19 protein-coding genes are annotated in these 22,454 nt (G+C 71.5%); 6 read left to right on the forward strand and 13 right to left on the reverse strand.

Features of this window, described 5'->3' with window-relative positions; translation table 11 throughout:
* Positions 1–68 precede the first annotated feature (68 nt).
* Entirely contained in the window at positions 69–1,094 is a 1,026-nt protein-coding gene (locus AB0O40_RS16975; RefSeq protein WP_365041446.1) for an ATP-dependent 6-phosphofructokinase, read from the reverse strand.
* Between the two features lie 263 nt (positions 1,095–1,357).
* Here AB0O40_RS16975 and pta point away from each other — a divergent pair, with 263 nt between their 5' ends.
* The 3 genes from pta (at position 1,358) to pyk (ending at position 6,211) form a co-directional block, all read left to right on the forward strand.
* Complete coding sequence (gene pta / locus AB0O40_RS16980; protein ID WP_365041449.1) at positions 1,358–3,442, forward strand: phosphate acetyltransferase; 2,085 nt, start codon at positions 1,358–1,360, stop codon at positions 3,440–3,442.
* Between the two features lie 29 nt (positions 3,443–3,471).
* Positions 3,472–4,680, forward strand: a complete 1,209-nt coding sequence (locus AB0O40_RS16985; protein WP_365041452.1) for an acetate kinase — start codon at positions 3,472–3,474, stop codon at positions 4,678–4,680.
* 100 nt (positions 4,681–4,780) lie between these two features.
* Positions 4,781–6,211 (forward strand): pyruvate kinase, encoded by a 1,431-nt coding sequence (pyk, locus tag AB0O40_RS16990; RefSeq protein WP_365041455.1) that lies wholly within the window; start codon positions 4,781–4,783, stop codon positions 6,209–6,211.
* A gap of 155 nt (positions 6,212–6,366) precedes the next feature.
* Here the strand turns inward: pyk and AB0O40_RS16995 are convergent, their stop codons facing one another.
* The 4 genes from AB0O40_RS16995 to AB0O40_RS17010 all read right to left on the reverse strand — a co-directional run bounded on the left by AB0O40_RS16995 (position 6,367) and on the right by AB0O40_RS17010 (position 10,636).
* Positions 6,367–7,752 carry a hypothetical protein gene (locus tag AB0O40_RS16995; protein WP_365041458.1) on the reverse strand — a complete coding sequence of 462 codons (1,386 nt, stop codon included), beginning with the start codon at positions 7,750–7,752 and terminating at the stop codon, positions 6,367–6,369.
* On the reverse strand, positions 7,742–8,320 hold the full coding sequence (locus AB0O40_RS17000) for a DUF6114 domain-containing protein (RefSeq protein ID WP_365041461.1): 579 nt from the start codon (positions 8,318–8,320) through the stop codon (positions 7,742–7,744). Before AB0O40_RS17000 ends, AB0O40_RS16995 begins: the two co-directional genes overlap by 11 nt.
* A 117-nt stretch (positions 8,321–8,437) precedes the next feature.
* Positions 8,438–9,067: a DUF6230 family protein gene (locus tag AB0O40_RS17005; RefSeq protein ID WP_365041464.1), complete on the reverse strand. Its 630-nt coding sequence runs from the start codon at positions 9,065–9,067 to the stop codon at positions 8,438–8,440.
* A 597-nt stretch (positions 9,068–9,664) separates the two neighbouring features.
* A complete protein-coding gene (locus AB0O40_RS17010; RefSeq protein ID WP_365041467.1) occupies positions 9,665–10,636 on the reverse strand; it encodes a tetratricopeptide repeat protein in 972 nt (323 codons plus the stop codon).
* A gap of 232 nt (positions 10,637–10,868) precedes the next feature.
* On the opposite strand from AB0O40_RS17010, the gene AB0O40_RS17015 reads away from it, so the two are divergent.
* Positions 10,869–11,519 (forward strand): TetR/AcrR family transcriptional regulator, encoded by a 651-nt coding sequence (locus AB0O40_RS17015; protein ID WP_365041470.1) that lies wholly within the window; start codon positions 10,869–10,871, stop codon positions 11,517–11,519.
* Positions 11,520–11,585: 66 nt separating this feature from the next.
* On the opposite strand, the gene AB0O40_RS17020 is transcribed toward AB0O40_RS17015, so the two are convergent.
* From AB0O40_RS17020 to AB0O40_RS17035, 4 genes are all read right to left on the reverse strand, one after another.
* The gene (locus AB0O40_RS17020) at positions 11,586–13,286 is read right to left on the reverse strand and encodes a methylmalonyl-CoA mutase family protein (protein ID WP_365041473.1); all 1,701 of its coding nucleotides are present in this window, start codon (positions 13,284–13,286) and stop codon (positions 11,586–11,588) included.
* A gap of 89 nt (positions 13,287–13,375) precedes the next feature.
* Positions 13,376–13,705, reverse strand: coding sequence for a DUF3817 domain-containing protein (locus AB0O40_RS17025; protein WP_365041476.1), 330 nt, complete (start codon positions 13,703–13,705; stop codon positions 13,376–13,378).
* 67 nt (positions 13,706–13,772) lie between these two features.
* On the reverse strand, positions 13,773–14,282 hold the full coding sequence (locus AB0O40_RS17030; protein WP_365041479.1) for a MarR family transcriptional regulator: 510 nt from the start codon (positions 14,280–14,282) through the stop codon (positions 13,773–13,775).
* A 21-nt stretch (positions 14,283–14,303) separates the two neighbouring features.
* Positions 14,304–15,548: an MFS transporter gene (locus tag AB0O40_RS17035; RefSeq protein ID WP_365041482.1), complete on the reverse strand. Its 1,245-nt coding sequence runs from the start codon at positions 15,546–15,548 to the stop codon at positions 14,304–14,306.
* Positions 15,549–15,698: 150 nt separating this feature from the next.
* Between AB0O40_RS17035 and AB0O40_RS17040 the strand changes: the two genes are divergently transcribed.
* Together AB0O40_RS17040 and AB0O40_RS17045 are read left to right on the forward strand one after the other, a co-directional pair.
* Positions 15,699–16,709 carry a DUF5937 family protein gene (locus tag AB0O40_RS17040; RefSeq protein ID WP_365041485.1) on the forward strand — a complete coding sequence of 337 codons (1,011 nt, stop codon included), beginning with the start codon at positions 15,699–15,701 and terminating at the stop codon, positions 16,707–16,709.
* A gap of 81 nt (positions 16,710–16,790) precedes the next feature.
* A complete protein-coding gene (locus AB0O40_RS17045) occupies positions 16,791–17,804 on the forward strand; it encodes a glycoside hydrolase family 6 protein (RefSeq protein WP_365041488.1) in 1,014 nt (337 codons plus the stop codon).
* Positions 17,805–17,831: 27 nt separating this feature from the next.
* Here AB0O40_RS17045 and AB0O40_RS17050 read toward each other — a convergent pair whose 3' ends face one another.
* The 4 genes from AB0O40_RS17050 to AB0O40_RS17065 form a co-directional block, all read right to left on the reverse strand.
* On the reverse strand, positions 17,832–19,823 hold the full coding sequence (locus tag AB0O40_RS17050; protein WP_365041491.1) for a galactose oxidase-like domain-containing protein: 1,992 nt from the start codon (positions 19,821–19,823) through the stop codon (positions 17,832–17,834).
* A gap of 3 nt (positions 19,824–19,826) precedes the next feature.
* Positions 19,827–21,596 (reverse strand): cellulose synthase catalytic subunit, encoded by a 1,770-nt coding sequence (locus tag AB0O40_RS17055; RefSeq protein WP_365041494.1) that lies wholly within the window; start codon positions 21,594–21,596, stop codon positions 19,827–19,829.
* A 200-nt stretch (positions 21,597–21,796) separates the two neighbouring features.
* Positions 21,797–22,093: an MTH1187 family thiamine-binding protein gene (locus AB0O40_RS17060; RefSeq protein WP_365041497.1), complete on the reverse strand. Its 297-nt coding sequence runs from the start codon at positions 22,091–22,093 to the stop codon at positions 21,797–21,799.
* A complete protein-coding gene (locus AB0O40_RS17065; protein WP_365041500.1) occupies positions 22,090–22,434 on the reverse strand; it encodes a DUF3817 domain-containing protein in 345 nt (114 codons plus the stop codon). Before AB0O40_RS17065 ends, AB0O40_RS17060 begins: the two co-directional genes overlap by 4 nt.
* Between the last annotated feature and the right edge of the window lie 20 nt (positions 22,435–22,454).

The following is a 22,454-nucleotide window of genomic DNA, read 5'->3' on the forward strand; positions in this document are numbered from 1 at the left end:
CGCTCCCGAGGGGGAGCGGGCAGGGCCGTTCGGCGTACAAGAGGGGACGCAGGTCCCGGTGGCGGGGGTCAGAAGACCGACTCGGCCTCGTACATCCGGTCCTCGGGGACGGTCTTGAGCTCGGTGACCGCGTGGGCCAGCGGGGCCATCACGATGTCGGTGCCGCGCAGGGCGGTCATCCTGCCGAACTCGCCGCGGTGCGCGGCCTCCACCGCGTGCCAGCCGAAGCGGGTGGCCAGCACCCGGTCGTAGGCGGTGGGCACGCCGCCGCGCTGGACGTGGCCGAGGATGACCGGGCGGGCCTCCTTGCCCAGCCGCCGCTCCAGCTCCACGGCCAGCCGGTTGCCGATGCCGGCGAAGCGCTCGTGACCGTACTGGTCGATCTCGCCCTTCTCGTACGGCATCGCGCCCTCGGCCGGGTGCGCGCCCTCGGCGACGCAGATGACCGCGAACTTCTTGCCGCGGGAGAACCGCTCCTCGACCATCTTGACCAGGTCGTCGACCTGGAAGGGGCGCTCGGGCAGGCAGATGCCGTGGGCGCCGCCGGCCATGCCCGACTCCAGGGCGATCCAGCCGGCGTGCCGGCCCATGACCTCCACGACCATCACGCGCTGGTGGGACTCGGCGGTGGTCTTGAGGCGGTCGATGGCCTCGGTGGCGACGGTGACGGCGGTGTCGAAGCCGAAGGTGCGGTCGGTGGCGGAGATGTCGTTGTCGATGGTCTTGGGCACGCCCACCACCGGCATCCCGGCCTCGGACAGGATCCGGGAGGCGGTCAGGGTGCCCTCGCCGCCGATCGGGATCAGCACGTCCAGGCCGTAGCGCTTCTGCAACTCGGCGCAGTTCTCGGCGGCTTCGCTGAGCCGGGCGCGCTCCATGCGGGCCGAGCCCAGGATCGTGCCGCCGCGGGCCAGGATGCCGCTGACCTCGTTGAGGTCCAGGGGCCGGTAGTGGCCGTCGAGGAGGCCCTTGAAGCCGTCCTCGAAGCCGATGACTTCGTCGCCGTGGCCGACCAGGGCGCGGTGCACGACGGACCGGATGACTGCGTTCAGGCCAGGGCAGTCGCCGCCTGCGGTGAGAACTCCGATGCGCATCGTGCTGTGTCTCCTGCTTCTCGTCGTACAAAGTGCGGTGTACGGATCAGACTGTTCGATTGTTCCACGCGAGGTCCCGGCGACGCGCTCCGTACTGCTCCACTTGAAGGGCCTTTGGGCCCCCGCCCATAGGGCCTTGTTCCGGCGGGCGCTCTATCCAGCGGCGGGGGTATTGTCAAGGGGGCAAGCCCACACTAACGGGAAATTTCGACTCGTATGACCGCAGTCCGGCAGGGCCGGCGCAACAGGGATGGTGAGCACGCGTGACTCGCAGCGTGTACGTGACCGGGATCGACCGGGGGGACGGCCGACAGGTCATAGAGCTGGGAATCATGGAACTGCTGGCCCGCCAGACCGGCCGGGTGGGCGTCTTCCGGCCACTGCTGCACGACGGCCCGGACCGGCTCTTCGAGCTCCTGAAGGCCCGCTACCGGCTGGACCAGGACTCCGCCACCGCGTACGGCATGGAGTACCACGAGGCCACCGCGCTGCTGGCCGAGGCCGGCACCGACGAGCTGGTCTCCCGGCTGGTCGACCGCTTCCACCGGGCCGCCCGGGACTACGAGGTGATGCTGGTCCTGGGCACCGACTTCGCCGACACCAACCTCCCCGACGAGCTGGCCCTGAACGCCCGGCTGGCCAACGAGCTGGGCGCCGTGGTGGTGCCGGTGGTCGGCGGCACCACGCAGACCGCCGAGTCGGTGCGCGCCGAGGCCCGCAACGCCCACCGCGCGTACGAGGCGCTGGGCTGCCAGGTGGTGGCGCTGGTGGTGAACCGGGTGGCCGCCAAGGACCGGGACCTGATAGCCGAGCGGCTCGCCGCCCGCCTGCCGGTGCCGTGTTACGTGCTGCCCGACGACAAGTCGCTCTCCGCGCCCACGGTCGCGCAGATCACCCACGCCCTGGGGGGCGAGGTGCTGCTCGGCGACGAGGCCGGGCTGGCCCGCGACGCCCTGGACTTCGTCTTCGGCGGCGCGCACCTGCCGAACTTCCTCAACGCCCTGACCCCGGGCTGCCTGGTCGTCACCCCCGGCGACCGCTCCGACCTGGTGATCGGTGCGCTGGCCGCGCACACCTCGGGCACCCCGCCGATCGCCGGCGTGCTGCTCACCCTCAACGAGCGCCCGGCCCCGCACATCCTGACCATGGCGAGCCGGCTGGCGCCGGGCACGCCGGTGGTCTCGGTGGCCGGCCTGAGCTTCCCGACCGCGGCCGAACTCTTCGCGCTGCAGAGCCGGTTGAACTCCGCCACGCCCCGCAAGCTGGAGACCGCGCTCGGCCTCTTCGAACGGCACGTGAACACCGCCGAGCTGCGCGACCGGATCTCGGTGGCCCGCTCGACCCGGGTCACCCCGATGATGTTCGAGCACGAACTGCTCGAACAGGCCCGCTCCGAGCGCCGCCGGGTGGTGCTGCCGGAGGGCACCGAGGACCGGGTGCTGCGCGCCGCCGACGTGGTGCTGCGCCGGGGCGTCTGCGACCTGACGTTGCTGGGCGACGTGGACGCGATCAAGAAGAAGGCCGGCGACCTGGGCATCGACGTCTCGGCCGCCCAGCTGATCGACCCGCTGACCTCCCCGCTGCGCGAGCGCTTCGCCGAGTACTACGCCAAGGCCCGGGCCCACAAGGGCATGACGGTCGAGCTGGCCAACGACGTGGTCACCGACGTCAACTACTTCGGCACGCTGATGGTCCAGGAGGGGCTGGCCGACGGCATGGTCTCCGGTTCGGTGCACTCCACCGCCGCCACCATCCGGCCGGCCTTCGAGATCATCAAGACCAAGCCGGACGCCTCGATCGTCTCCTCGGTCTTCTTCATGTGCCTGGCCGACAAGGTCCTGGTGTACGGCGACTGCGCGGTCAACCCGGACCCGGACGCCGAGCAACTGGCGGACATCGCCGTGCAGTCGGCGGCCACCGCCGCCGCCTTCGGGGTCGAGCCGCGGATCGCGATGCTCTCGTACTCCACCGGCACCTCCGGCTCGGGCGCGGACGTGGACAAGGTCCGCAAGGCCACCGAGCTGGTCCGGGCGCAGCGGCCGGACCTGATGATCGAGGGCCCGATCCAGTACGACGCGGCCGTGGAGCCGAGCGTGGCGGCGACCAAGCTGCCGGACTCGGAGGTGGCCGGCCGGGCCACGGTGCTGATCTTCCCCGACCTGAACACCGGCAACAACACCTACAAGGCCGTGCAGCGTTCGGCGGGCGCCGTGGCGGTCGGACCGGTGCTCCAGGGCCTGCGCAAGCCGGTCAACGACCTCTCGCGCGGCGCGCTGGTGCAGGACATCGTCACCACCGTGGCGATCACCGCGATCCAGGCGCAGGGCGCCGGCGCCCCCCAGGCATGACCACCCCCACACGAAAAGGCTCTTCTCCCGTGACCGCATCGCGCGTACTCGTCCTCAACTCCGGCTCCTCGTCGCTCAAGTACCAGCTGCTCGACATGGCGGACGGCGCCCGGCTGGCCATGGGGCTGGTCGAGCGGATCGGGGAGCAGAGCTCCCGGCTGGTGCACACGCCCCTGGCCGGCGCCGGTGCGGCCCGGCGCGAGCAGACCGCCCCGATCGCCGACCACGCGGCCGCGCTGAAGGCGGTGGCGGCCGAGCTGGCCGCGGACGGGCTGGGGCTGGACTCCCCCGAGCTGGCGGCGGTGGGCCACCGGGTGGTGCACGGCGGCACCCGCTTCACCCAGCCGACGGTGATCGACGACGAGGTGCTGGCGGAGATCCGGGCGCTGGTGCCGCTGGCGCCGCTGCACAACCCGGCGAACGTCACCGGCATCGAGGTGGCCCGGTCCATGCGCCCGGACATCCCGCAGGTCGCGGTCTTCGACACGGCCTTCCACGCGACCATGCCGGAGTACGCCGCCCGGTACGCGATCGACGCCGAGACCGCCGACCGGTACGCGATCCGCCGGTACGGCTTCCACGGCACCTCGCACGCCTACGTCTCGCGGGCCACCGCCGCGCTGCTGGGCAAGGCGCCGGCGGAGGTCAACGTGATCGTCCTGCACCTGGGCAACGGCGCCTCGGCCTCGGCGGTGCGCGGCGGGGTCTGTGTGGACACCTCGATGGGCCTGACCCCGCTGGAGGGCCTGGTCATGGGCACCCGCTCGGGCGACCTGGACCCGGCGGTCATCTTCCACCTGGCCCGGGTGGGCGGCATGTCGGTGGACCAGATCGACGACCTGCTCAACAAGCGCAGCGGTCTGCTGGGCATGTGCGGGGACAACGACATGCGGGAGATCCTGCGCCGGGCGGGCGAGGGCGACGCGGCCGCGGTCACCGCCTTCGAGACGTACGTGCACCGGCTCAAGAAGTACATCGGCGCGTACACGGCCGTACTCGGCCGGGTGGACGCCGTCGCCTTCACGGCGGGGGTGGGCGAGAACGCCGCCCCGGTGCGGGAAGCTGCGGTGCAGGGCCTGGCGGAGCTGGGTCTGGCGATCGACGCCGGGCTGAACTCCGTCCGCTCCGACGAGCCGCGCCTGGTCTCCCCGGACTACGCGCGGGTGGCCGTGGCCGTGGTGCCGACCGACGAGGAGCTGGAGATCGCCCGGCAGAGCTACGCCCTCGTCACCCGCTAGGCAGTCGTTTTCCGGCCGGGCGGTCGTTACCCGGCGGTCACTTGGACTTTCCACCAGACGGAATATTCCGCTTCGAAACAAACCGGATAGGATCCGCTCCATGCGCCGTTCCAAAATCGTCTGCACGCTGGGCCCCGCCGTCGACTCGCTCGAGCAGCTGAAAGCTCTCATCGAGGCCGGTATGAACGTGGCCCGATTCAATTTCAGCCACGGTTCCCAGGCCGAGCACCAGGAGCGGTACGACCGCGTCCGGCAGGCGGCCTTGGAGACCGGCAAGGCCGTCGGCGTCCTCGCCGACCTCCAGGGGCCGAAGATCCGCCTGGAGACCTTCGCCGAGGGCCCCGTCGAGCTGGTGCGCGGTGACGAGTTCACCATCACCACCGAGGACGTCCCGGGCGACAAGTCCGTCTGCGGCACCACCTACAAGGGCCTCCCGGGCGACGTCTCCAAGGGCGACCCGGTCCTGATCAACGACGGCAACGTCGAGCTGCGGGTGACCGAGGTCGACGGCCCGCGCGTCAAGACCATCGTCATCGAGGGCGGCGTCATCTCGGACCACAAGGGCATCAACCTGCCCGGCGCGGCCGTGAACGTCCCCGCGCTGTCCGAGAAGGACGTCGACGACCTGCGCTTCGCGCTGCGGATGGGCTGCGACATGGTCGCGCTCTCCTTCGTCCGCGACGCCGACGACGTCAAGGACGTCCACAAGGTCATGGACGAGGAGGGCCGCCGGGTCCCCGTCATCGCCAAGGTCGAGAAGCCGCAGGCGGTCGAGAACATGGCGGCCGTGGTGGACGCCTTCGACGCGGTCATGGTGGCCCGTGGCGACCTGGCCGTCGAGTACCCGCTCGAGAAGGTCCCGATGGTCCAGAAGCGGCTCATCGAGCTGTGCCGCCGCAACGCCAAGCCGGTGATCGTGGCGACCCAGATGATGGAGTCGATGATCACCAACTCCCGGCCGACCCGCGCCGAGGCCTCCGACGTCGCCAACGCCATCCTCGACGGCGCCGACGCGGTCATGCTCTCCGCCGAGTCCTCGGTGGGCGCCTACCCGATCGAGACCGTCAAGACGATGTCGAAGATCGTGACCGCCGCGGAGGAGGAGCTGCTGTCCAAGGGCCTGCAGCCGCTGGTCCCGGGCAAGAAGCCGCGCACCCAGGGCGGTTCCGTCGCCCGCGCCGCCTGCGAGATCGCCGACTTCCTGGACGGCCGGGCGCTCATCGCCTTCACCCAGTCCGGTGACACCGCCCGCCGGCTCTCGCGCTACCGCACGAGCCAGCCGATCCTCGCCTTCACCACCGACGAGGGCACCCGCAACCAGCTCGCGCTGAGCTGGGGCGTCGAGTCGTACGTCGTCCCGCACGTGGAGACCACCGACGCGATGGTCGACCTGGTCGACGCCGAGCTGCTCAAGCTCCAGCGCTACGGCAAGGGCGACACCATGATCATCACGGCCGGCTCGCCCCCCGGCGTCCCCGGCACCACCAACATGGTCCGCGTCCACCACCTCGGTGGCGGCGAGCGCGACTGACCCCGCTCCCCCGGGCCCGGCCCGGGGGACCTCCGCCGCACGGACGACCGAGGGCGGCACCCCCTTCGCGGGGGTGCCGCCCTCGGCGCGTGTCCGGTCCGGACGCACGTCGGGCCCGTACCCGGCCCCTGGGGGCGCGTACGGGCCCGTACGGGCTATTCGGCGGGACCGATGTAGTTGTGCAGCCCCGGGACCGTCAGGTTGCCGCCGAACTGGCCCGCCTGCCGCACCTTGGCGTTGGTGAAGAAGGCGAACGGGACGTTCAGCGGAGGCGGGGTGTCCGGGCTGAAGGTGATCGGGATCAGCCCGAAGAGGTTGCCCTTCAGCTCCTCGGTGTACATGGTCACCGTGCCGCCGCGGATGGTGGAGGTGGAGCCCTTGCGCGAGTGCAGGTGCGTGACCTGGCCGGAGGTCCCGATGGTCTGGTAGAGGTCCTTGATGTCCACCGAGGACGCGGTGAACTTGAGGACCTTCTTGATCTTGCCGCCGGCCGTCTTCACCTCGACGATGCCGTGGTAGTCCAGGCCCGAGAGGGTCAGCAGCGAGCTGTCCAGGTACCAGGGCTCGTCGGGCAGCAGCGGGATGCCGGTCTCCAGCTCCGCGTCGGCCAGCGCCTTCGCGTCGTGGGTCGGGCACGGGAACGGCTGCTTGCCGTCCGGGGTCTTGGCGTCCTTCGCGTCCTTCTCGTCCTTCGAGGCCTTGTCCTCGTCGGACTTCTCGCCCTCGCCGGACTTCTTGCCGTCCGCGGACTTCCCGGACTTCTCGGTCTTGTCGGCCTTGTCGGCCTTGTCGGACTTCGTCGTGGACGTGGCCTTGCCGGTGCCGTCCGCGTCGGTGCCGCGCTGCTCGCCGGTCTCGTTCTTCGGCTGCGTGACGGTCTTCTTGACCGCGTCGGACAGCTCCGTGACGGTGGCGCCGCTCTTCAGGGCCGCCTCGCGGATCGCCCGCTCGGTGGCGCCCGCGGTCTTCGTCAGGCCCCCGAGGAGGCCCTGCACGGTGCCGCCGACGCCGCTCGCGCCGGGGAGGGCCGTGATGGCGTCCTCGGTGTCCCGCCGGGGGGCGGTGGTCTTCTTCGCCGGGGCCGGGCCGGTGCTGGTGGGCACGCCCCCGGACTTGTCCTTGTCCCCGGTGCCGGCCTTGTCCTCGGCCTCGTCCTTCGACCCGGGCTTCTTCCCGGACTTGCCCTTGTCCCCGGACGTGTCCTTGGACTTGTCCTCGGACGTGTCCTTGGACTTGTCCTTGTCCTTCGACGTGTCCTTGGAGCCGTCCTCCGGCGCGTCCGTCAGCGGCGGCTCGTCCGAGCGCGTGACGCACGGGCCGGGCGCGAAGGGTATGTCCTTGTCCTCGGCCAGCGCGAGCTTGGGCGCGATGCCCATGCCCACGAACACGGCCGTGGGCATGGCGGCCAGGGCCATCGTCTTGCCGACGGGTATCTGGAGCTTGGTCAGCAGCGACTTCCGGGGCGCCGCGTGCCGCGGGCCCTTCCTCTCACGGGACTCTGCGCCAGGGGCCTGGGCCCGCTGCGTCTCGTCACCCCGCACTGTTCCTCCCGCCATTGGCGTGGGCAGTCGTCTCGGTCGCGTCGGGCTTGTCGAACGAGACGTGCTCGTGCGACGGCCTCAACACATCCGTTTCCGCGCGGGGTCCGGGGACGTACTCCACCCTGTCGTCCACGTCCTGCCCCGCGGCCCCGTCGTCTTCCTTCGGGACGCCCGGCGCCCAGGACAGCGCGAGCGCGCCGCCCAGCAGGGAGCAGAGGAAGCCCATGAAGAAGCCGCCGAGGTTGGACACCGGCAGCGAGATGAGGGCGAGCAGGATCGAGGCGATGCCGGCGAAGACGCGCATGGCCTGCTGGAACCACAGGCACAGGCCCAGGGTGATCAGCAGGACACCGATGATCAGTGAACCGGCGCCGGCCGTGGTGGCCATGGCGATGGTGACGTTGCCCAGCCGGACGTCGGCGTACGGGAAGTACGCGATCGGGACGCCGCCGAGGGTCGTGAACAGACCCGCCCAGAAAGGCCTGGTGCCGCGCCACTGGCGGAACCCGAGCCGGCCACGCTTGAGCCAGTGCATGTCCTCGTGGAAAACCGGGGCCTCGGCGTTCATGGACAACAGCTCCCTGGAAACGGTGGTACGGAGAACTACGTGAAGTGCCGGGACGGGCGGGCGGTGCAGGGGCGCCGGCCGCCCGTCCCTTCAAAAGCTCACACTGCTAGGCGGGGCCTAGTAGCAGGGCTTGTCACCCGCGAGCAGACGCAGGTTCAGGTTGGGCAGGCTGAACGTGCCCGCGGTGGTCGCCCACGCGCGCTGCTGGACGTTCTTCAGCACGACCTTCTTCGCGCGCTGCGAGAAGGCGTACGGGCTCGAGACCGTGCCCGCCTGCGGCTTCGTCGCGTGGCTCGGGTCGCCCACGGCGACGCCGATGTCCAGGTCCTCCATGTACGCGTCGGCGTCGAGGTCGGCGACATCGAGGTAGATGTTCTTCGCGACCGCGGGGGTGCCCTTGTGGCCCGTCCGCAGCTGCAGGGTGATGTTGCCGAGACCGGGCACCGGGGTGACCAGCGACTGGCACATGTTCGTGATCTCGGCCTTGCTGAAGCCGGAGATCACGACCGGGTTGTGGGTCTCGTTGCCCTTGAGGTCATGGCCGCTGGCCACGCCGCCGTACTGGATCATGTCGTCGCCGACCAGCTGGTCGGCGGAGACCTTGAAGTCCTGGCCGGAGACGCTGAACGACGCGGCGAGCGCGCCCTGCGCCAGACCCACGCCGACCGCGGCGGTGGCCGCAACGCTGGGCACCATGACGAGCGCGAAGCGCTTCCATCTGGTCCCGCCACGAACCTGGGAAATCATCTAGTTCCTCCTTCTCGGACGTACATCTCCGGTCCGGGTCGAGCCCGTCCTGGGATGGGAGAAGTGCTACGTCCTCGGAGGAGTGCAGGTGACCGGAACGCGAAAACGTGTCCGAAACACCGGCGATCACCCCCGAGCGACAACCACGAGCCGCGTATCGACGCGGCCCAGAGGACAGGCCCTGCCGGTAGCAGGAACCCCCCTGTCCACGGACCGGAGCGTGAGCACCGGTCCACCCGGTGGGGACCCGTCTCCGAGACCCCCCGGTGGGAGGGCTTCGGGGATGGACCGAGCGTGGCCGATCGTGGTGCATTCGGAGCCGGGGCACAAGGGGGGTCGTTACCGGCTAGTAACGACCCGATAACCACGGTGCGACAGGGCGATGTCGCGCAGCAACACAGGGTGTCGCACAGGGGGCCCACAGAAGGGTAGATCGAACGACAAAACGGACAGATCCAGGGGTTCGATTTACTACGAGTAACAGCGGCCGCAATTACCAAGTTTTGGTAAAGTGCGGCCGCTGTTTATCTCTGTGTCAACAAATCCCCGGCGCTCCGCGACGGGTCGAGCGGGACTCCGGCAGGGCCCGGGAACGGCTCAGAAGAGCACCCGGGCCAGCGCCGTGCGGGCCCGCGTCACCCGCGGGTCGTCCGCCCCGATGACCTCGAACAGCTCGAGCAGCCGCAGCCGGACGGCCTCGCGCTCGTCACCGAAGGTGACCCGCACGGTGTCCACAAGTCGGCCGAAAGCATCCTCGACATGACCGCCCACCAGGTCCAGGTCGGCCGCCGCGATCTGGGCCGCCGGGTCCTTGGGGGCGTCCGCCGCCGCCCGGCGCACCGCCTGCGGGTCCATGTCCTGCACCCGGCGCAGCAGTTCCGCCTGGGCCAGGCCCAGCTTGGCCTCCGGGTGGGCCGGGTCCTCGGCCAGGACGTTCCGGTACGCCTGGACGGCACCGCCGAGGTCGCCGGCGTCCAGCGCGAGGACGGCCGCCTCCAGCAGCGCGTCGTACGGGCCGGCCGGGACCGCCGCGTCCTCGGGGCCGGCCGCGGCCGCGTCGGCGTCCACGGCGATGCCGGTGAGCCCGAAGCGCTCCTCGGCGACCTGGATCAGCTGGGCCAGCGTCTCGCGGATCTGCTGCTCCGGCGCCGCGCCCTGGAACAGCGGCAGGGCCTGGCCCGCCACCACGGCGAAGACCGCCGGAATGCCCTGGATGCCGAACTGCTGCATCAGCATCTGGTTCGCGTCGACGTCGACCTTGGCGAGCACGAAGCGGCCGGCCGCCTCGACGGCCAGGCGCTCGAGCAGGGGGCCGAGCTGCTTGCAGGGCTCGCACCACTCGGCCCAGAAGTCGATGACGACCGGAACCTCGGTGGACCGCTGGAGCACATCGCGCTCGAAGCCGGCCTCGTCGACGTCGATGACCAGCGCGGACGGGGCCACGGCCGCGCCGCCGCCCTGCCGGGCGGCTTCCGCCCGGGCCTGCTCCGCCTTGGCCTTGGCCTCACCGGCGGCCTTCACAGCGGCGAGGTCGACGACGCCGCTCATGGACATGTTTCTGGGCTGCATGCGTACATCCTCCCCCCTGTGCGCGCGACCGTGAAAAGTCCGGCCGAAAACGCGCCTTCGAACGGCGCGCATGATGAAAACGTGCGTGTGGAAAAGCTGGCGGCGCCGGGTCCCCACCTGGCGCCAGTGGCTGTCGCTCTTACGCTACGAGTCGTAGCGTAACTGGAACGGCGGCCCGGCGCCCCGTGATGTGGGTCACGGCAGTTTTCCTACCGGCGGGTATCGTCGCGGGATGCGCATCAGCTGTTCCCCCTCGGGCAAGCCGACGCCGGACAAGCCGTCCGGGCGCACCGGCCGTCCCCGCAGCGCCGCCGCCGACGCGGCGATCCTGGCCGCCACCCGGGACGCGCTGGTCGAGCTCGGCTGGTCGAAGCTGACGATGGGCGACGTCTCCGCCCGGGCCGGCGTCGCCAAGACCACCCTCTACCGCCGCTGGGCGGGCAAGAACGAGCTGGTGGTGGACGCGGTGGCGGAGCTCTTCGACGCGCTCGAACTGCCCGACCGGGGCTCCCTCGAGGCGGACATCGAGGACGTGGTGCTCCAGTTCGCCGCCCTGCTGCACCGGCCCGAGGCCAAGACGGCCCTGATGGCGGTGGTCGCCGAGTCCACCCGCGACCAGGCGCTGCGCGACCGCATCCGGTCCGCGATCGTGGAGCGGCAGAAGCACCTGGTGGTGCTGGGCCGGCGGCGCGCCCAGGCCCGGGGCGAGCTGCCGCCGGAGGAGGACGCGGCGGTCACCGCGCACACCACCGACCTGATCTTCGACGTGATCGCGGGCACGGTGGTGCACCGCGCGCTGGTCAGCGCCGAGCCGGTGGACGAGCTGTGGGTGGCGACCTTCACGCAGCTGCTGATGTACGGCCTGAAGGGCGCGGCCCAGTAGCGGGCCGCGCCCTTCGGGAGCGGTGCGGGTGGCGGCGGCCGTCCGGGCGGCCCCGCGCCGGTGCGGCTAGAAGCCGGGCGGCTCGGTGTAGACGCCCCACTCCTCGCGCAGCACCCCGCAGATCTCGCCGAGCGTGGCCTCGGCCCGGACCGCGTCCAGCATCGCCGGGATCATGTTCGAGCCGTCCCGGGCGGCGGCCAGCATCGCGTCCAGGCAGGAGGCGACCTTCGCGTCGTCGCGGCGCTCCTTGCGGTCGCCGAGCAGCCGGACCTGCTCCCACTCGACCTCGTGGCTGACCCGCAGGATCTCCAGGTCGGCGCCGACCGAGCCGTCGTGGCAGTTGACGCCGACGACCCGCTTGTCGCCCTTCTCCAGGGAGCGCTGGTACTGGAAGGCGGACTCGGCGATCTCGCCGGTGAACCAGCCGTCCTCGATGCCCCGCAGGATGCCGGAGGTGATCGGGCCGATCGGGTGCTTGCCGTCCGGGTGGGCGCGCATGCCGCGCTCCCGGATCTGGTCGAAGATCTTCTCGGCGTCCGCCTCGATGCGGTCGGTGAGCTGCTCGACGAACCAGGAGCCGCCCAGCGGGTCGGCGACGTTGGCCACGCCGGTCTCCTCCATCAGCACCTGCTGCGTGCGCAGGGCGATCTCGGCGGCCTGCTCGCTGGGGAGCGCCAGGGTCTCGTCGAGGGCGTTGGTGTGCAGCGAGTTGGTGCCGCCGAGCACCGCCGCCAGGGCCTCCACGGCCGTGCGGACGACGTTGTTGTACGGCTGCTGGGCGGTGAGGGAGACACCGGCGGTCTGGGTGTGGAAGCGCAGCCACTGGGCCTTGTCGGAGGTGGCGCCGTAGACCTCCTTCATCCAGCGGGCCCAGATGCGGCGGGCGGCGCGGAACTTGGCGATCTCCTCGAAGAAGTCCAGGTGGGCGTCGAAGAAGAAGGACAGGCCGGGGGCGAAGACGTTGACGTCCAGGCCGCGGGAGAGGCCCAGCTCGACGTAGCCGAAGCCGTCCGCGAGGGTGTACGCCAGCTCCTGCGCGGCCGTCGCCCCGGCCTCGCGGATGTGGTAGCCGGAGACCGACAGGGGCTTGTACGCCGGGATGCCCTCGGCGCAGTACTCCATGAGGTCGCCGATCAGGCGCAGGTGCGGCTCGGGGCCGAAGATCCACTCCTTCTGGGCGATGTACTCCTTGAAGATGTCGGTCTGGAGCGTGCCGTTGAGCACGGCCGGATCGACGCCCTGCCGCTCGGCGGCGACCAGGTACATGCAGAAGGCGGGTACGGCGGGCCCGGAGATGGTCATCGAGGTGGTGACCTCGCCGAGCGGGATGTCCTTGAACAGGACCTCCATGTCGGCGGCGGAGTCGATGGCGACGCCGCAGTGGCCGACCTCGCCCAGGGAGCGGGGGTCGTCCGAGTCGCGGCCCATGAGGGTCGGCATGTCGAAGGCGACGGAGAGGCCGCCGCCGCCCGCGGCCAGGATCATCTTGTAGCGCTCGTTGGTCTGCTCGGCGTTGCCGAAGCCGGCGAACTGCCGGATGGTCCAGGTGCGGCCCCGGTAGCCGGTGGGGTGCAGACCGCGGGTGAAGGGGTACTCCCCCGGCCAGCCGATCCGTTCGAAGCCCTCGTACGAGTCGCCGGGCCGCGGCCCGTACACGGGCTCGACGGAATCGCCGGAAAGGGTGGTGAAGTCGGCGTCCCGCTTGCGGGCCTTGTCGTAACGGGCCTGCCAGCGGAGGCGGCCCTGCTCGATGGCGTCAGCGTCCATGCACTCGAATTTACTAGGACGTCCTAGTAAATGTCGATGGCGAACCCCCGGGGAGTCCCCGGGGGCCGGGTTCTTCGAGTCCGTCCGGCCTAGGCCTGGACGGGCTGGCGGTCCTCGACGAGCAGCGGCTCGATCTCCGCGCGGACCTTGCGCTCCACGAAGAAGGCGGCCGTCGGGATGGTGCCGGAGACCAGCACCCACAGGAGCTTGCCGAACGGCCACTTCGCCTTGGAGCCCAGGTCGAAGGCGAAGACCAGGTAGATCATGAACAGCACGCCGTGGATCTGCGACACCAGGAACGTCGCGTCGGCGCCCTTGTCGAAGCCGTACTTGGCGACCATGCAGCCGCAGAGGATGAGGAGCATGACGGCGGTCAGGTAGGCCATCACCCGGTAGCGGGTCAGCACGCTTCGTTTCATGCACACGAGCGTAACCGCCCCAAAAAGGGATCTTGACGGGGGTCGCCCCGCCGGCGCGGGGCCGGGGCTACTTCTCGTCGAAGTCGGCGGCGGACACCCGCAGGGGGCGCAGCATCGCGAAGATCTCCGCGCACTCCTCCGCGTCGTAGGCGCCCAGCCCGAAGTCGACGGCCATCAGGTCGCGGGTGGCCGACTCGACCACCTCGCGGCCCTTGTCGGTGATGGAGGCGAGGGTGCCGCGGCCGTCGTTCGGGTTGGGCCGCTTGTCCACCAGCCCGGACTTCACCAGCCGGTCGACGGTGTTGGTCACGGAGGTCGGGTGCACCATCAGCCGCTCGCCGATCTTCGACATCGGCAGCTCGCCCGCCTTGGAGAAGGTCAGCAGCACCAGCGCCTCGTACCGCGCGAAGGTCAGCCCGTACGGCTTGACCACCGCGTCGACCTCCCCCAGCAGGATCTGGTGCGCCCGCATGATCGAGGTGATCGCCGCCATGGACGGCACCGGTCCCCAGCGCCGCTGCCACAGTTCGTCGGCACGGGCGATGGGATCGAAAGGCAGGCTGAGCGGCTTCGGCACGTATCAGACCTTACCGGCAGGTCATATGCTGGTCAGCCCCGTCTCGCCCCTCGGTACCCGCTCGTCGGCGGTGCGGGCCAGCCCGGCCAGCAGCACCAGGACGCAGCCCGTCCCGAGCACCCCGGCGGCGGTCACCACCACGGGCACCGGGACGAACTCCGCGGCCAGCCCGGCGAGGGCCATGCCCGCCCCCTGGAGGGTCATCAGCCCGGTGCTCATGAGGGTCATGGCCCGGCCGCGCAGCTCCTCCGGCACGGCCGCCACGTACCACTGGTCGAGCCCGAGGGTGTACGCGTGGGCCAGCCCGACGAGCAGCAGCGCGGCCAGCAGCACCGGCACACCCGGCCGGACGGCGTAGAGCAGCAGGGGCAGCAGGCTGACGGCCGCCAGCGGCCGGACGATGCGCTCGCGGGCGGCCGGCCCGAGAGCGGTGCCGGCCCACAGCTCGCCCGCGATCGTGCCGACCGGCAGCGCACACATCAGGAGTCCGAGGGCGACCGTGCCCGAGCCGATCTCACCGGCGTACGGGGCCATCAGGGCCTCCGGGGCGATCGCGAACACCGGCGGCAGCCACATCGCCAGCGTAAGCGTGCGCAGCCGCCGGTCCCCGAAGACGGCCCGGGCCCCGGCCAGCGGGGTGCGCCGGTCGCCGACGGCCCGGGCGGGCCGCTCGAGGGTGCCGAACCTCAACAGGGCGGCGGAGCCCAGGAAGGCGGCGGCGGTGAGCGCGAGCGCGGAGCGGGGGGCCAGCACGGTGAGCAGCAGTCCGCCGAGGCCGAAGCCGGCTAGCTGCGCGCTCTGCGCCACCATCCGCAGCAGCGAACGGCCCAGGACCAGCGTCGGACCGGAACCGAGCACGTCGGCGAGCGAGGCGTTGCGGGTGCCCTGGAAGAGGGGGGCGACGAAGGCCATGGCGCAGCGCAGCGCCAGCAGCGCGGCGACGGGAGTGCCGGGCGCCACCATGGCCGCGGCGCAGCCGGCGCAGACGAGGTCGCAGACGACCAGCACCCGCCGGGCCGGGTACCGGTCGGCGATGCCGGCCAGCACGGTCCCGCCGAGCACGTACGGCAGGAAGCCGAGGGCGAAGGTGAGCGCGCTCAGCAGCGGCGAGCCGGTGAGCCGGTACACGAGGACGGTGAGCGCGAGCTCGGCCACCACCAGCCCGAGCACGGACATCGAGTGCGCCCCGAACACCGCCCGGAACTCCCCCACCCCGAACACCTCCCGGTACCCGCGCTCCGCACCGCCCCGTCGTCCGCCGTCCATGCCCGCCCCTCTCGTCGCCGGTCCCGCACCGTCCGCCGCCACCCTCCCCGCCGCCCGCGGCTCCGGCCAGACATTCGCCGTACCCCGAATCTCCCGCCGGGCCGGGGCGCATCCGGTCCGGCCACGGCCGGCTGCGGCAGAGAATGGGGGGTGACGTTTTTGCTTCGGTTCGGGGCGGCGGACCTGCTCCGGTGCCGGTTCGCCGTCTCCCCCCGATGGGAGACCCACGAGGCCGTCCGCACCCTGCGCCGACCGGCCCGCCACGGCTACCACCTCCCCTGGCTCCGCGGCCTCGACCGCCGGGCCACCGGCACCGCGGGCCTCGACCTGCGCCCCCTCTGGCTGCTCATGCCGGAGCGCGGGCACAACCCCGACTTCCTCAGCCCGCCCCCCATCGGCCCGGCCGCCTCCTTCGAGGAGGAGATCGCCGCGGTCCGGGCGGCCGCGGCGGCCGACCCGGCGGCCGTGCGGGCGGACCTGGCGAGGTCCCTCACTTGTACGCCGGGGGCGTACGACAGCCCTCTCGGGCAGGCGATGCTCGCCGACCCGACCGCGGCCGTCCGGGAGCTGGCCGACCTCACCGAGGCCGCCTGGCGGGCACTGATCGCCCCGCACTGGCCCCGCCTGCGCGCCCTGCTCGAGGCGGACCTCGTCTTCCACTCCCGCCGGCTGGCGACGGGCGGCCTCGAAGCCCTCTTCAACGACCTGCACCCGGCCCTCACCTGGGAGGGCTCCACCCTCACCCTGGCCCGCCCGGGCGAACACGAACGCGAACTCGACGGCCAAGGGCTGGTCCTGATGCCCAGTGCCTTCACCTGGCCGGAGGTGGTCAGTGGTTTCGACCCGCCCTGGCAGCCCACCGTCGTCTATCCGGCGCGCGGCATCGGCGCCCTGTGGAACGGGACCGGACCAGGCGCCCCCGAAGCACTGGCCCGCCTGTTCGGCCGGGGCCGGGCCGAGGTCCTCTGCTCCCTGGAGGAACCGGCCGACACCCACACGCTCGCCCGCCGGCTGGGGTTGGCACCCTCCACCGTCTCCGCCCACCTGTCGGCCCTGCGCGGGGCCGGCCTCCTGCTCTCGCGCCGGCACAGCCGGCGCGTGCTGTACGAACGGACCCCTTTGGGCATCGCCCTGGCGAACGGGGAACAGTCCGGAGGGTGACCATGTCGCACGGCCCCCGGTGATGTCCGTTATGTCAGGATGGGGCGGTCCGTCTGTCTTCCAGCGGCCCGAGGGGTCTGGATGTCCGGTCACAGACCACGCCTGGTGTGCGCACTGGCGCTGCTGTTGTCGCTCGCCGCCGGCTGCACGGGGTCGTCGGGTGGGCCCGAGGGGCCGGGTACGGCCGCGCCCGAGGTGTCCGGGGCGGCGGGCGGCGGCTCGCCGTTCTGGGTGGACCCGCAGAGCGACGCGGCCCGGCAGGTCGCGCAGTGGGAGGCCCAGGGCAGGTCCGGCGACGCGCAGGTGCTGCGGCGCATCTCGGAGCGTCCGATGGCACTGTGGGGTCCGGGCGACGATCCGGGGCCGGAGATCCGGCGGGCCCGGGCCGGCGCCGCCGCCGAGGGCCGGACCCTGGTGCTGGTGGCGTACAACATCCCGTACCGCGACTGCGGGCAGCACTCCGCGGGCGGGGCCTGGGACGCCGACGCCTACCGGCGCTGGATCGGGGCCTTCGCGCAGGCCGTCGGCGACGCGAAGGCGATCGTGGTGCTGGAGCCGGACGCGGTCCCGCACATCGTGGACGGCTGCACCCAGGGCGAGCACCACGAGGAGCGCTACCAGCTGCTGTCCGAGGCGGTCAGCCGCCTCAAGGCCCAGCCGCACACCCGCGTCTACCTGGACGCCGGCAACCCGGCCTGGATCCCGGACGCGGAGAAGCTGGTCGAACCGCTCCAGCGGGCCGGCATCGGGAACGCCGACGGCTTCTCGCTGAACGTGTCCAACTTCCAGCCGGACGCGGCCGGCCGGGCCTACGGCAACCGGCTCGCCACGGCCCTGGGCGGCAAGCACTTCGTCATCGACACCAGCCGCAACGGCGACGGCCCGCTCCCGGGCAACCGGGACCAGGCCTGGTGCAATCCGCCCGGCCGCGCGCTGGGCGCGCCGCCCACCGACCGGACGGGCGACGCGCTGCTCGACGCGTACCTGTGGATCAAGCGGCCGGGCGAGTCCGACGGCACCTGCCGGGGCGGCCCGCAGGCCGGCCGCTGGTGGCCGGAGTACGCCCTGGGCCTGGCCCGCCGGGCGAAGGGCTGACCTCCGCCGGCGGGCCGGGCCGGCCGGTCAGTCCTCCTCGGCGGCCTCCTTCGCCGGCTTCGGGGTCTTGACCTGCACCCACTTCGCCGTGGAGGGCGTCCCGTCGGCGGCGGTGACGAAGAGCATGTACCAGCCGGGCGGGACCAGGGACGGGTCCTGCGGGACGGTGACGGTCACCGCGTCACGGGACTTGGTCAGGCCCAGCTCGATCGAGCGCTGCTCCACGTCCGTGGTGTGGGTGACCGCGCTCGGCCGCATCAGCCGGGCCCGGACGATCCGGTCGGGGGCCGCGGTCTTGAAGGTGGCCCGGCCCTTCTGGTCGAACTCCTGGGGCCCGGTGCCCAGCGCGGGCCGCAGCGCCGGGTCGCGGTGCAGGTACGGCGGCGAGTAGACCTCCAGCCGGTGCTCGAACTTGCCGAGCTTGGTGTTGTCCTTGTCGGCGAAGAGCGGGTCGGAGCCGAAGGTCGCCACCCGCCCGTCGGGCAGCAGCAGGGACTCCGAGTGGTAGTTGCGGCCCACGGTCGGGTCGGCCGCGACGGTGAACTTGTCACCCTTGGGCCAGTAGAACTGCGCCTTGTGGATGTCGCTGGCCCCGCGGCCCCGGTAGTCGGCGGCGCCGCCGCTGGTGAAGACCGAGTCGTCGGGCAGGATCACGCTGCTCAGGTAGCGGGTGCCCTGGGGCAGCCGGGGCCCGTCGCGGAAGGCCGGGGTGCCCGCCTTGAGGTCCACGATCGCGGTGCGGCCGGTGGCCTTGGCGGACTCGCCGACCCCGCCGCCGCCCAGCACCATCACCTTCTGGTCCTGCGCGGGCGGCAGCAGCAGGGAGGAGGAGGTCTCCAGCTGGTCGGGGTCGGTCAGGCCCTTGACGGGCTCGAACTTGTTGGTGGCCACGTCCCACAGGCCGGGCACCCGGCCCTTGGTGGCCGGCCCGTAGCCGGCGTTGGAGCCGGTGTAGAGGAGCTTGCCGCCCTTGGTGAGGAAGAGCGCCGGGTAGGTGGGGAAGTACCGGAAGGGGCCCTTGCTCCACTTCTTGGTGCGCGGGTCGTAGATCTCGTTGTCGCCGGGGACCACGTCCCCGACGTCGTTGAGCCCGGAGACCGCCAGCGCCCGGCCGTCCGCGAGGGTGACCAGGGTCGGGTACCAGCGGGCGTCCTTCATGGGGTTGACCGGGATGTACTTCTCGGCCTTGGGGTCGAACTCGTACGCCGCCTTGATGCCCTGGAAGTCCTGCTTGGCGACGCTGAGCCGCTCCGCCAGGCCGTAGACGTTGTCGGCGTCCTTGCCCTTGAGGCCGATGACCTCGTACTGGGCGGCCTCGGTGGTCAGGCCCTGGGCGCCGGCCTGGACCGCCTCGACGAAGACCCGGGACTCGGCCGCGGTCACCTTCGTCTTCCACGGCAGCATCCGGCCGCTGCGCGCGTACGAGATCTCGAACTCGCGCTTGGCCTTGGGGACGGTGACGTCGAAGCGGGAGACGTACTCCACGCCCGAGGGCGAGCGGAAGCGGGTGCCCTTCTTCAGCTTGACGGCCTTGTCGGGGCTCTCGTTCTTCACCCGCATCCCGCCGCCGGCCCGGGTGACCTTGCCGTCCAAGACCTCGTAGCGGGCGGTGCCGCCGGCCACCAGGAGCCGGCCGTCGGGGAGCTGGGTGTGGCCGGAGCAGAAGAAGTCCTCGGGGGTGGGGATCTTCTTGAAGGTGTCGGTGGCGGGGTCCCACAGGATGGTGTCGAAGGTCCCCTTGTCGAAGTTCTTCTGGTTGTTGCCGGAGCCGGCGATCATCAGGACCTTGCCGGTGTGCAGCAGCGCCGCGTGCATGGCGTTGATCTTGTACTCGTCCGGGATCCCGATCAGGCTCCAGGCGCCGTACTGGGCCTTGTACTCCGGCTGCGCGATCTTGTACGCGTGGTACTTGTCCTCGGCGAAGGACATCGCGGCCGGGGCGTTGAGCCCGACCAGGAGGACCACCGCGCCGGTGCCGAGGACGGTCTTCTTGAACTTCTTCGAAGGCCGGTAGGCCATGGCTCAGTTCCCTCCTGTGGTCGTGGCGAAGGCGGGCTCGGGCTCCTCGCCCGGCCCGTGGCCCGGGGCGGGGGCGGGAGCGGGGGCGGTCCGGCCGGCCCGCCGGTCGGCGATCAGGCCGGCGCTCCAGACGGCCACCGGGGCGAGCGCGATGAGCAGCGCGAGCACCGCCCAGATGCGCATGGCCACGTGCGTGTGGTCGTACCGGACCGAGGCGATCAGCGAGGCGACGAGCACCGCCGCCCAGAAGAGGTGGATCCGGAAGGTGGTGATGCGGTCGGGGCTGGCGGTGCCGCCCTTGGGGGTGACCACGAACCGGCCCTTGGTCCGCAGCACCGCGGAGCCCAGGGACCTCAGGTAGACGGGGGCGCAGATGGCGGACATCGCCATGCCGGCCAGGCCGCCGGAGCCCTCCGGCTCGTGCGGCGAGACGTTGTGCCGCCGGTTCCAGAGGTAGAGGCCGATCTGCAGGGCCGCCGCGTCGCTGTAGAGCATCAGCCACACCGACGAGGAGACCTGGGTGCCGGAGGCGCCCAGCCACAGGAAGAGCACGCAGCTGAGCACGCCCAGCAGCCAGTTCACCGCGGTCATCGGGTAGTAGACGAGCATCAGCGAGTAGTTGAGGAACCGGCCGGGCGGGACCCTGAACGGCGTCTTCCAGTACTGCTTGATCAGCGTCTCGTAGGTGCCCCGGGACCAGCGCAGCTGCTGGGTGAAGAAGTCGGTCCAGGAGGCCGGCCCCTCGCCCACGGCGAGCACGTCGGGGGTGTACACGGACCGCCAGAACCGGCCGGTCGCCGGGTTCTTGCGGCGGTGCAGCTCGAAGCCGGTGGCCATGTCCTCCGTGATGGAGTCGTACAGCCCGCCCACGCTCTTGAGGGCGCTGACCCGCACCGCGTTGTTGGTGCCCACGAACATCGGGGCGCCGTACCGGTTGCCGGCCCGCTGGATCAGGGCGTGGAAGAGGTACTGCTGGGACTCGGCGGCCTTGGTGACCCGCTCGGTGTAGTTGCCGTAGACCTGGGGGCCGACGACGAAGGCGATGTCCGGGTCGCGGAAGAAGCCGAGCATCCGCTCCAGGAACTCGGGCAGCGGCACGTGGTCGGTGTCGACCGAGGCGAAGTAGTCGTAGGCGTCCCCGTGCATGGCCAGCCAGGCGTTGTAGTTGCCGTGCTTGGTCTTCGCGCGGTGCACGCCCTTGGGGCGGTTCCACTCGGGCACGCCCTTGCGGGTGAAGTGCCGTACGCCCAGCTCGGCGCAGAGGGCCCGGGCCTCGGGCGAGTCGCCCTCGTCCAGGAGCCAGACGTCCAGCGGGCCGTCGTGGCGGACCTTCACGGCGCCTTCGAGGGTGCCCCGGACCATCTCCAGGGGCTCCTTGCCCGGCACGTACGTGGTGAGGAACGCGACCCGGGTGCCGGGCTCGGCCTCGACCGGCACGGGGTCCCGGGCGACCATGGTGGCGTGGGCGATCGACACCACGTTGACCAGCATGAAGAACATGATCAGCGCGATCGACACCAGCATCACCGTGTCGAACCGGACCAGCCAGCGGTCCCCGCCCTCCCGGACGGTCCAGTGACTGGGCCACACCAGGTAGAGCAGCAGCGCCGCGGAGAGCAGCGGTGCCAGGGTCATCAGGGCGACGGCTCGTATTCGGTGCGGTTCCTGCGACAGCAGCGAGCGGTACTGCACCCGGTAGGCGGTGGGGTCCGCCTGTGTCAGCGGACCGGCGAGACGGCTGTGGGTCTCGTAGTCAATGCCTTCGGGCAGCACGGTCCCTCCAGAGCTCGAACCCGAGGTTGGTTAACCCCACAAAACTGGACAAGTCCGGGCGTGTCGAACGGGAATCGGCCGAGCGAGCGGTCTTCGGGAAGCTGCCCGCCCACACCGCCGTACGAGGGAGCCGGGGCATGCGGAAGCCCCCGTCCGGGCGACGGACAGGGGCTTCCGGGAGGGGTGGGGCCGGGCCGTGCTCAGCCCGCCAGGTGGCGCTCCACCGTGGCGACCTTCGAGGTCAGGCCGTCGGTGACACCGGGGCGGATGTCCATCTTCATGACCACGGAGACCCGCGGCGCGCGCTCCTCCACGGCCGCGACCGCGCGCTTGACCACGTCCATGACCTGGTCCCAGTCCTCGCCCTCGACGGAGGTGAACATGGCGTCGGTGCGGTGCGGCAGGCCCGACTCGCGCACCACCCGCACGGCGTCGGCCACGTACTCGCCGACCTCCTCGCCCACGCCCAGCGGAGTGACGGAGAACGCGACGATCATGCGGCGGCACCTTCCTTGCGGGCGCGGGCGGCGATCACGCTGTCCGCCTCGTCGCGCTTGAGGACCTTGTCGCCGTACAGGCCGCCGAAGGGGATCACGGCCAGCAGGAAGAACAGGCCGACCTTCTTCAGCGGCCACTTCGCCTTCTGCCACACGTCCAGCAGGAAGACCGCGTACAGCACGAACAGCACGCCGTGCAGCGCACCCAGCGGCATCACGAGGTTGATGTCGGAGATCCGGCTCAGCAGCGAGCCGAAGATCAGCAGGGCCGGGAACGACAGCGCCTCGGGGATGGAGACGAGGCGCAGCCGGTGCAGGGCGGAGGCGGTCTTGATGTCCACGGAAGAACCTTCGGGCCGGG

This window comes from Streptomyces sp. NPDC089919, assembly GCF_040684615.1.
Classification (GTDB): domain Bacteria; phylum Actinomycetota; class Actinomycetes; order Streptomycetales; family Streptomycetaceae; genus Streptomyces.